Raw genomic sequence first — 9,059 nt, 5'->3', positions numbered from 1 at the left:
ATCGCGCGCCCGGCCGACGGCGCCGAACGCTGCGGGCAATCGGGCCGCGTGCACGCCCGGCAGCCCAGCCCGATCGGCGCCGCGCGCGCCGCCAGGTCGCGCCCCGCCGCTACGGCAAGCGTACGTGCCTCGCCGGCGGCCAGGCCGATGCCCATCGCGAAGCGCGCAGGGACGCTGGCCACACGGGCGCCCTGCGGCGCGACCGCCCGCGCCAGCGTGAACCAGCGGCTGCCGTCCTCGAGCTCGACCAACTGGCTGACGATCTCGTCGCGCGCGAAGGACTCAAAAATATTCCACAAGGGGCAGATTCCCGGGCCCTCGGCCAGCGGTGAAGCGCTCGCCCCGGCATAACGCTTCGACACCTGGCCGGCGCGATCGACTCGAATCAGGAAGAAGGGCAGACCCCGCGCGCCGACGCGCTGGAGCGTGGTCAGCCGGTGCGCGACCTGGCTGAAGCTCGCCCCGAAGCGGCGCTGGAGCAATTCAAGATCGTAGCCGCTCGTCTCGCACGCGCGCAGGAAGCGTGCATAGGGCATCATCACCGCGGCGGCGAAATAGCCGCTGAGATGGCGCCGATAGAGCCGCTCGGCCACGCGATCGAACGCGGCCGCCTTGACCAACGCGTCGATCTCCGCCCGCGCTTCTTCCGCCAGCCGCTCGGCGAGCGCGAAAGTGCGCGCGGGAACGTCGAGCATCTCCGACAGCTGGATCTGGCGCGCATGCAGGTCGAGCCGCCGCATCCGGTCGGGCATCACGTCGGCGGGCAGGATCCGCACCGCGAGTTGGTGCTTGACGCGCAGCCGCTCGGCCATCGCGCCATAAAGGTCGCCCGCGGCGATGCGCAGCTCGTCGGCGAGCGCCTCGGCGGCCGCGTCGAGGTCGGCGAAATGGTTGCGCCAGCGCTCGATCTCGCGGCGGACCTGGCGGCCGGCATCGTCGGGCTCCGCCGCGCCCGGGGCGCCGCCGCCCATCCGGTCATAGGCGCGCGCGAAGGCCTCGGCGCCGCCGGGCGCGCCGGCCAGCCACTCCTCCATCTGGTGCCGGTCGATCTCCAGATCGGCGAACAGCGGATCGGCCAGCCGCCGCCGGATCGCCTCGGCGCCGCCGCCGGGCTCGCTAGCGGAAAGCGCCCGCGGATCGAAGTCGTAGGTCTGCGCCAGCCGGAGCAGCAATGTCGCCGAGATCGGGCGCTGGTTGCGCTCGACAAGGTTGAGATAGCTGGGCGAGACGCCCAGCGCCTCCGCCATCATGGCCTGGGTCAGCCCCATCTGGCGCCGCAGCCGACGGATCGGGTGTCCCGCGAAGAGCTTATGATCGGCTATTCCCAAACGCCTTTGTTCTTCTTATGTTCCGTACCGCGGTATCGGCGGAAGACTTGTAAATAATTTACATATTTACAATCGATGAGCAAGCACCAGGAGACAAATAGACGCAATTTTTGGTCATAAAGGAATAGTCAACTTCGTCAGCTGCGGCGATGTATTGGGCACAAACTGTCAAGGAAACGACAATGCCGATGCGCTTCGACGATCTGGTCCCCGCCCCTGCCGGCCGCTTCGACGGGATCGTCCGTCCGTATTCGGTCGAGGACGTGACCAGGCTGCGCGGCTCGCTCCCGATCGAGCACACGCTCGCCCGCCGCGGCGCGCTCAAGCTGTGGGAGCTGCTCAGGACAGAGGACTATGTCCACGCCCTCGGCGCGCTCTCGGGCAATCAGGCGATGCAGATGGTCCGCGCGGGACTGAAGGCGATCTACCTCTCGGGCTGGCAGGTCGCGGCCGACGCCAACACCGCCGGGCAGATGTATCCCGATCAGTCGCTCTACCCCGCCAATGCCGGGCCCGAGCTCGCCAAGCGGATCAACGCGACGCTCCAGCGCGCCGACCAGATCGAGCATATGGAGGGCGGCGCGACCCGCGACTGGTTCGCGCCGATCGTCGCCGATGCCGAGGCCGGGTTCGGCGGGCCGCTCAACTGCTTCGAGATCATGAAGGCGTACATCGCCGCAGGCGCCGCCGGGGTGCATTATGAAGACCAGCTCGCATCGGAAAAGAAATGCGGGCACCTCGGCGGCAAGGTCCTGATCCCCACCCAGGCGCATATCCGCAACCTGGACAGCGCCCGGCTGGCGGCGGACGTCTGCGGGGTGCCGACCGTGATCTGCGCGCGCACCGATGCCGAGAGCGCGCGGCTGATCACCTCGGACGTCGACGAGCGCGACCGCGCGTTCCTCACCGGCGAGCGCACCGCCGAAGGCTTCTTCCGGCTGAAGGAAGGGACCGGCGTCGATCACTGCATCAAGCGCGGGCTCGCCTTCGCGGCTCATGCCGATCTGCTGTGGTGGGAGACGTCGAAGCCCAATCTCGACGACGCCCGCCGCTTCGCCGAGGCGATCAAGCGCGAGCATCCGGACAAGATGCTGGCGTACAACTGCTCGCCGAGCTTCAACTGGGAGAAGAATCTCGATCGCGACCAGATCGCCCGCTTCCAGCGCGAGATCGGCGCGATGGGGTACAAGTTCCAGTTCGTCACGCTCGCCGGCTTCCACCAGCTCAATTACGGCATGTTCGAGCTGGCGCGCGGCTACCGGGATCGCGGCATGGCGGCCTATTCGGAGCTCCAGCAGGCCGAATTCGCTGCCGAGGCCAACGGCTACACCGCGACGCGCCACCAGCGCGAAGTGGGCACCGGCTATTTCGATGCGATCGCCCAGGCCGTGGCCGGCGGCGAGAGCTCGACCACCGCGCTCGCCGAGAGCACCGAGACCGATCAGTTCAACAAGCAAGCTGCCTGAAAGGAGCAACGACCATGACCCAGGAACCCCAGCGCAGCCGCGCCGTCTTCTCGACCGAGGACTTCCGGCTGCTCCGCGAAGCCGTCGGCACGCATCTGAACAAGATCAAGGACCAGCCCGAGTCGACGAAGTACGCCAATCTCTATCACCGCCTCGGCCGCGTCGCCTGATTCTGGGCCTGAGGCACGACTTTCCTGGGGAGGAAAGGATGCCCGCCGGGGTTCAGCCCCCGGCGGGCATTTCCCCGGCAGCCAGCCGCTCCACCCGCGCGAGATGCTCGTCCTTGCCGAAGGGGAAGCGCCGGTAGAAGAACGCCGCGGCGAAGCCGAGCCCGAAATAGAGCGCGGCGAACAATATGGTCAGCCGGTCGACCGTCTCCACCGGCACGCTGCCGGGTTTCGCCGCTTCGGGAAAGCCGGCCAGCGCGAGGATCGATCCCGCGACGAAAATGCCGAGCCCGCTCGTGCATTTCTGGACGAAGAAGGCGCCGGCGAAGAACACGCCCTCCGATCGCCGCCCGGTCTCGACCTCCGAATGCTCGACGACATCGGCCATCATCGAGGCGCCAAGGATCGTCGAGGAGACCGCGCAGGTCGCGTTGACGGTGAAGATCGAGAGGAGGAGCGGCACCAGCACCGGGCTTCCGGGCTCGGGAAACAGCCCGGCGAGCCGCAGCCAGTAAGGCAGAGTAAGGAGCGTCGCCGCCGCCATCATGAACCCCATCGCCGCCAGCGGCTTGCCGGTGCGCTTCGCCACGCGCGGCGCGATCAGGAAGGCGCCGATCACGCCGAGCAGCAGGATCAGCCCGAGCCATTGGAAGTCGGCGCCGCGAAACCCCCAGACATGCGCATAGAGATAGTTGGACAGCGCGTAGCTGATCCCCTGCGCCGAATAATAGCAGATCCCGGCCGCCATCAGGATCAGGAAGGCGCGGTTGCGCACGCTCTCGCGCAGCTCGCGGAAATTGGCGCCGAGCGACTGGCGCTCGATCTCGGGGCGCGGCAGCCGCCCGATCTCGCGGTGCGTGCCCAGCGCAGAGACGAGGATCGCCACGAACATCGCAATCGCGCCCGCGAGCGCGAAGCCGACATAGCCGCGCCGCTCGAGCAGCCCATCGGCGAGGAACCAGCCGTACGAGGCCATCAGCATCGCCATGCCGCCGGCCCAGCCGAACAGGTAGCGATAGGCCATGATCCGCGTGCGCTCGTCATAATCGGCCGAAAGCTCGGGGCTCAGCGCCTGCGACGGCACCTCATAGGCCGAGACCGCGGTACGGACGAGCACCGCGGTCGCGAACACCCAGGCGAGCATCGCTCCCTGCGACCAGGCCGGCGGGTTCCATAGCAGCAGCCAGCCCAGGGCAATGGGCGCCGCGGACGCGTACATCCACGGGTGCCGCCGCCCCCAGCGCCCGCGCGTCCGGTCCGAGAGGAAGCCGATCGCCGGATCGATGAACGCATCGAGCAGCAGCGCGCACATGATCGCGAAGCCGACCTGCGCCGAAGGGAGCCCGAGCACCTGGTTGTAGAAGAGCAACAGGAAGGTGGAGAAGCAGAAGTCCTTCACCCCGTAAGCGACCGCGCCGAAGCCGTAGGCGAGCATCGTCGTCTGGCGCACCCGGCGGACCGGCGGGATGGCCGACGCGCCGGTGCTCGCTTGCTTCGCCGCCATCGCACGATCCTCTCACGCTCACGGGTGCACGGGCCAGCATAGGTGGTGCGCTGGCCCCGTCAATCACGCGTATTGGAATATCCGGTATGGCTTGCGGCTCACGAATGGTGAGCTATAGCTTTCAGCTTCGAACAGCAGGAACGTCCCACCCGATGGCGCTCGACCCCGAGATCTTCGATGCCCTGATCGAGACGATCCGCCGCTTCGTGCACGAAAGGTTGCGCCCGCTGGAGGGCGAGGTCGAGACGGCCGACGCGATTCCCGAGGCGATCGTCGAGGAGATGCGGGCGCTCGGCCTGTTCGGCCTGTCGATCGTCCAGGAACATGGCGGGCTCGGGCTCAGCATGGTCGAGGAATGCAGGGTCGCGATCGAGCTCGGCCGCACCACGCCGGCCTTCCGCTCGACCTTCGGCACCAATGTCGGCATCGGCAGCCAGGGGCTGGTGATGGCGGGCACGCCCCAGCAAAAGGCCGAATGGCTGCCGCGCATCGCGAGCGGCGAGGTGATCACCAGCTTCGCGCTGACCGAGCCCGATGTCGGATCGGATTCGGGCGCGGTGAAGACCCGCGCGGTGCGGGACGGCGACGTGTATCGCCTCACCGGCACCAAGCGCTTCATCACCAATGCCGACAAGGCCCAGCTCTTCACCGTGATGGCGCGCACCGGCGACGAACCCGGCGGACGCGGCGTCTCGGCTTTCCTCGTACCGCGCGACCTGCCCGGCATCTCGATCGGCGAGCCCGAGAAGAAGATGGGGCAGAAGGGCGCGCGCGTCGCCGACGTGGTGTTCGACGACACCCCCGTCCCGGTCGCCAACCGGCTCGGCGAGGAGGGCCAGGGCTTCAAGATCGCCATGCAGGTGCTCGATCGCGGAAGGCTGCACATCTCCGCGGTGTGCGTCGGGGTCGCCGAGCGGCTGATCGCCGACTGCGTCACCTATGCCAGCGAGCGGAAGCAATTCGGCAAGCCGATCGCCGAGCACCAGTTGATCCAGGCGATGCTCGCCGATTCGAAGACCGAGGCCATGGCCGCCCGCGCGCTGATGCTCGAGACGGCAGCGAAGAAAGATGCCGGCGAGAACACCACGATGGAAGCCGCCGCGACCAAGTATTTCGCCAGCGAGATGGTCGGCCGCGTCGCCGATCGCGCGGTGCAGATCTTCGGCGGGGCGGGCTATATTGCCGACTATGGGATCGAGCGGCTCTATCGCGACGTCCGGCTGTTCCGGATCTACGAGGGCACCAGCCAGATCCAGCAGCTGATCATCGCGCGCGAGACGTTGAAGCGAGGCGGATAGACGCGATTTGGGAGAGAGACGAATGGACACGAATGCATTGTTCCGCCTCGACGGCCGCGTCGCTTTGGTCACCGGCGGGTCGCGCGGGATCGGGCGGATGATCGCGCAGGGCTTCGTCGCCCAGGGCGCCAGGGTCTATGTCTCGTCGCGCAAGGCCGAGGCTTGCGAGGAGACCGCGGCGGCGCTGGGCGAGAACTGCATCGCACTGCCCCACGACATCTCCACCGTCGAAGGCTGCCGCGCATTGGCCGAGGATCTCGCCGCGCGCGAGCCGCGGCTCGACATCCTCGTCAACAATGCCGGCGCCGCCTGGGGCGAACCGTTCGAGACCTTCCCCGAAAAGGGCTGGGACAAGGTGATGGACCTCAACGTCAAGTCGCCCTTCTTCCTCACCCAGGCGCTCCACGATCTGCTGAAGGCCGGTGGCAGCGCCGAGCGCCCCGCCAAGGTGATCAACATAACGTCGATCGACGGCCAGCGGCTCAATCCGTGGGAGACGTACAGCTACCACGCCTCCAAGTCGGCGCTGATCTATCTGACCAAACGCATGGCGGCGCGGCTGGTGCGCGATCACATCAACGTCACGTCGATCGCCCCCGGCGCCTTCGCCAGCGACATGAACAAGGCCGCGCGCGACCATGGCGACGCCGTGTCCAAGGCGATCCCCGCGAAGCGGATCGGCAGCGACGAGGACATGGCCGGCGCCGCCATCTACCTCGCCAGCCGCGCCGGCGACTATGTGATCGGCGAGACGATCACCGTCGACGGCGGGCTGGTCAACGCGTCGCTGGGCGGCAGCATCGACGGTTAGAGCTGGCGGCCGCGAACTCCGGCTTCGCGCCGCGCCAGCGAATAGGCGCGGCGCACCGCGCGCGGCATTTCAGCCATCAGTTCCGAACGCATCATGTCAGGGCAGTAATTGGGGTCGTATCGGAGCGATACCGGCGTCACATAGTCGCCATGCCGAGCGCAGAAACCGCGCACCGCGACCGCGACGCGCTGGCGAAGCGCGGCACGGCCCACGCTGGTATCCAGCGCAAGATCGCCGTAGCCGATCGCGGCGACGGGCTCCGCCTGGAGGAAAGGCGCCTCGGTGACGGAGACGCCGAGCAGCGCCAGCAGAACGAAGTTGGTGAGCAGCATCGTCTTTCTCCCTGATTGCCGGACACGCCGGTCCCGTGGCGCGAAATCGCGCGGTCGCTTCGATCGGGTGATCGGTTGCGCTAGCTGCCGGCCAGCTTCGCAGCCTGTTCTTCGAGTCCCTTGGCGGTGTTCCGGAGGTTTCGCACGCCGACGAGCATCCCGTCGCGCGCCGCTGCCGGCTGTCCGGTCTCGTTCGCGCTGCGCTCGAGGTCGTTCGCCTGCTCGTATATCTCGGCAGCCTGTTCGCGCAGCTCCTGCGCCGCCTCGCGGCGTTCCTGGGCTGCTTCGCGTCGCTCTTCGTCTGTGGCCTGCCGCTCCTCGCTTTCCGGCACCGCGGTCTGCGGCTCCGAGGAAACGGCGCGAGGCCGAACCACCGCCACCGCTACCGGCGCCGGCACGTTCGCGTCCACCGGAACCGGCGCCGAAGCAACGGCGGGGACGGCCGGAGCGTCGGCCGCGGGCACGGTCTGCGGCGCCTCCGTCGCGGAAACGACGTCCCAAGGCGTCGTCGGCGCGGCGGCGGGCATGGTGGGATCGGACGGAGAGGCAGTGCGGATCGGCGCGGCCGATCGCTCCGGCGACGGTGCGGGACGCACGGCCGCGCCCTGCGGCTCCGCGCGTACCAATTTCATCGCCGCAAGCGGCGCGCTGGCAGCGAACCCGCCCGCGAGTAACAGCGCGAGCGCCACGCGCCGCGCCGGGCGCGGCCGGCCGCCGTCGAGCACCTTGGCGATCCGGCTTGCAAGCAGCGTCTGGTTGAGCGCCATGCCATTGGCATGCGCATGCGCCCGGGATCGGTTCGCCACAGCGAGCAGGGTCTGCGCATAGTCGACGGGAGCGACCTGCCGCACCGCATCCTCATCGGCTGCGAGCTCTGCCTGGCGGACGAGTTCGCGGACCAGCAGCCAGGCCAGCGGATTGAACCAGTAGAGCGCCAGCGCCGCACGCGCGGCGATGAGCACGGGCCAGTCGAACCGCCGGACGTGGGCCAGTTCGTGCGCGATCACCGCCTCGGCCTGTTCGGGCCGCGCCGCAGTGTCGGGGCCGATGAGGATAAAGGCCGGCACGACGCCCCAGCTGATCGGCGAAGCGACCTGCGGCGACACGCGCAGCTGCACCGGCCGCCGCAACCGCGACGGCCCCGAAATTGCCGCGAGCCAGGCCGGATCGCGCGACGCCTCCGCCGATCGAGTCCACCGCCGCAGCGTCCAGACCCCGACCGCCATGTGCGCCAGCAGGAGCGCCACGCCGGCCATATAGAGGGCAGTGACGATCGCATCGGCATCGGGACCGGCAGGCCGCGAAGGCATTGCCGGCACAGGCATCGGCCCGGCCGCCATCGCAGCCGTCAGCGGTACCGCCGCCTCGCGCGCCGCCGGCAACAGCGCAAACTCCAGCGCCGGAAGCACGGTCACGAAAATCGGGAGCGCAAAGAGCGCCGCCAGTGCCACGCGGAGCAGCAGCACCCGCTCCGCCGCGCTGCGGCCACCAAGCGCCTGGACACCAGCCAGCGCGGCCACGGCGATCAGCGTGGACTTCCAGCCGAGATCGATCAGCAGCGCCAGCATCACTCGGCCTCCTTGCGGGCATTGTCGATCGCGCGCTGCAACGCCTCGATCTCCTCGGAGGTCAGCTTGGGCTCCATGCCGAGCAGCGCAGTCGCCGCGCTCGCCGCCGAGCCGCGGAAGAAGGTCTGCACAATCCGCTGCAGCGCGGTCTCAGCGACCGCCCCGGCTTGCTCGGCGGGCGCATAGACATAGGCCTGGTTCACCGTGCGATGCGCGACCAGGCCCTTGGCGACCAGCCGCGAGAGCAAGGTCCGCACGGCGGAATCGCTGGGAGGATCGGCGAGCGTGCCGCGCACCGCGGCCGCGGTGCCCTCGCCCAAGCTGCACAAGACCTCGAACACCTCGCGCTCGCGGCGCGGCAGCGACTCGATCACGCGGATCCTCCTGCCCTAAGATGCTACATTTGTAACATGCTACAAATGTAGCAGCAAGAGACAACCGTCATCCCGGCGAAAGCCGGGATGACGAGGCTAGGACGGATCGACATTCAAAATCCTCCCCCGCCAGGGGGAGGTGGCGCCGAAGGCGTCGGAGGGGGAGGTAAGCAATGCCCTCTCTAATTGAGCGCAGTGGTTCCGCCCCCTC

General features: G+C 68.4%; 9 protein-coding genes. 4 read left to right on the top strand and 5 right to left on the bottom strand.

Features of this window, described 5'->3' with window-relative positions; genetic code table 11:
* The coding region (locus MT490_RS09615; protein WP_297386519.1) for a short-chain fatty acyl-CoA regulator family protein at positions 1–1,322 on the bottom strand (1,322 nt) is incomplete at its 3' end.
* 188 nt (positions 1,323–1,510) lie between these two features.
* On the opposite strand from MT490_RS09615, the gene aceA reads away from it, so the two are divergent.
* The gene (aceA, locus tag MT490_RS09610) at positions 1,511–2,794 is read left to right on the top strand and encodes an isocitrate lyase (RefSeq protein ID WP_297386518.1); all 1,284 of its coding nucleotides are present in this window, start codon (positions 1,511–1,513) and stop codon (positions 2,792–2,794) included.
* 14 nt (positions 2,795–2,808) lie between these two features.
* Complete coding sequence (locus MT490_RS09605) at positions 2,809–2,964, top strand: hypothetical protein (RefSeq protein ID WP_297386515.1); 156 nt, start codon at positions 2,809–2,811, stop codon at positions 2,962–2,964.
* Positions 2,965–3,016: 52 nt separating this feature from the next.
* Here MT490_RS09605 and MT490_RS09600 read toward each other — a convergent pair whose 3' ends face one another.
* Positions 3,017–4,465, bottom strand: coding sequence for an MFS transporter (locus MT490_RS09600; protein WP_297386512.1), 1,449 nt, complete (start codon positions 4,463–4,465; stop codon positions 3,017–3,019).
* Between the two features lie 152 nt (positions 4,466–4,617).
* Here MT490_RS09600 and MT490_RS09595 point away from each other — a divergent pair, with 152 nt between their 5' ends.
* Positions 4,618–5,763 (top strand): acyl-CoA dehydrogenase family protein, encoded by a 1,146-nt coding sequence (locus MT490_RS09595; RefSeq protein WP_297386509.1) that lies wholly within the window; start codon positions 4,618–4,620, stop codon positions 5,761–5,763.
* A 22-nt stretch (positions 5,764–5,785) separates the two neighbouring features.
* Entirely contained in the window at positions 5,786–6,574 is a 789-nt protein-coding gene (locus tag MT490_RS09590; RefSeq protein ID WP_297386506.1) for an SDR family oxidoreductase, read from the top strand.
* Here MT490_RS09590 and MT490_RS09585 read toward each other — a convergent pair.
* The 3 genes from MT490_RS09585 to MT490_RS09575 all read right to left on the bottom strand — a co-directional run bounded on the left by MT490_RS09585 (position 6,571) and on the right by MT490_RS09575 (position 8,848).
* Positions 6,571–6,906 carry a UrcA family protein gene (locus tag MT490_RS09585; RefSeq protein WP_297386504.1) on the bottom strand — a complete coding sequence of 112 codons (336 nt, stop codon included), beginning with the start codon at positions 6,904–6,906 and terminating at the stop codon, positions 6,571–6,573. The two genes, MT490_RS09590 and MT490_RS09585, sit on opposite strands and share 4 nt — an antisense overlap.
* Before the next feature lie 80 nt (positions 6,907–6,986).
* Complete coding sequence (locus tag MT490_RS09580) at positions 6,987–8,474, bottom strand: M56 family metallopeptidase (RefSeq protein WP_297386501.1); 1,488 nt, start codon at positions 8,472–8,474, stop codon at positions 6,987–6,989.
* The gene (locus MT490_RS09575) at positions 8,474–8,848 is read right to left on the bottom strand and encodes a BlaI/MecI/CopY family transcriptional regulator (RefSeq protein ID WP_297386499.1); all 375 of its coding nucleotides are present in this window, start codon (positions 8,846–8,848) and stop codon (positions 8,474–8,476) included. Before MT490_RS09575 ends, MT490_RS09580 begins: the two co-directional genes overlap by 1 nt.
* Positions 8,849–9,059: the final 211 nt, after the last annotated feature.

Origin of the sequence: Sphingomonas sp. (assembly GCF_026460985.1) — a bacterium.
Classification (GTDB): Bacteria; Pseudomonadota; Alphaproteobacteria; order Sphingomonadales; family Sphingomonadaceae; genus Sphingomonas.
Note: the sequence above shows the minus strand (reverse complement) of the source record. Positions and strands in the feature narration are given on the sequence as shown.

Excerpts from the sequence above, each read along its gene's own strand:
- aceA (WP_297386518.1), top strand. The coding sequence starts at position 1,511 with ATGCCGATGCGCTTCGACGATCTGGTCCCCGCCCCTGCCGGCCGCTTC.
- MT490_RS09605 (WP_297386515.1), top strand. The coding sequence starts at position 2,809 with ATGACCCAGGAACCCCAGCGCAGCCGCGCCGTCTTCTCGACCGAGGAC.
- MT490_RS09600 (WP_297386512.1), bottom strand. The coding sequence starts at position 4,465 with ATGGCGGCGAAGCAAGCGAGCACCGGCGCGTCGGCCATCCCGCCGGTC.
- MT490_RS09595 (WP_297386509.1), top strand. The coding sequence starts at position 4,618 with ATGGCGCTCGACCCCGAGATCTTCGATGCCCTGATCGAGACGATCCGC.
- MT490_RS09590 (WP_297386506.1), top strand. The coding sequence starts at position 5,786 with ATGGACACGAATGCATTGTTCCGCCTCGACGGCCGCGTCGCTTTGGTC.
- MT490_RS09585 (WP_297386504.1), bottom strand. The coding sequence starts at position 6,906 with ATGCTGCTCACCAACTTCGTTCTGCTGGCGCTGCTCGGCGTCTCCGTC.
- MT490_RS09580 (WP_297386501.1), bottom strand. The coding sequence starts at position 8,474 with ATGCTGGCGCTGCTGATCGATCTCGGCTGGAAGTCCACGCTGATCGCC.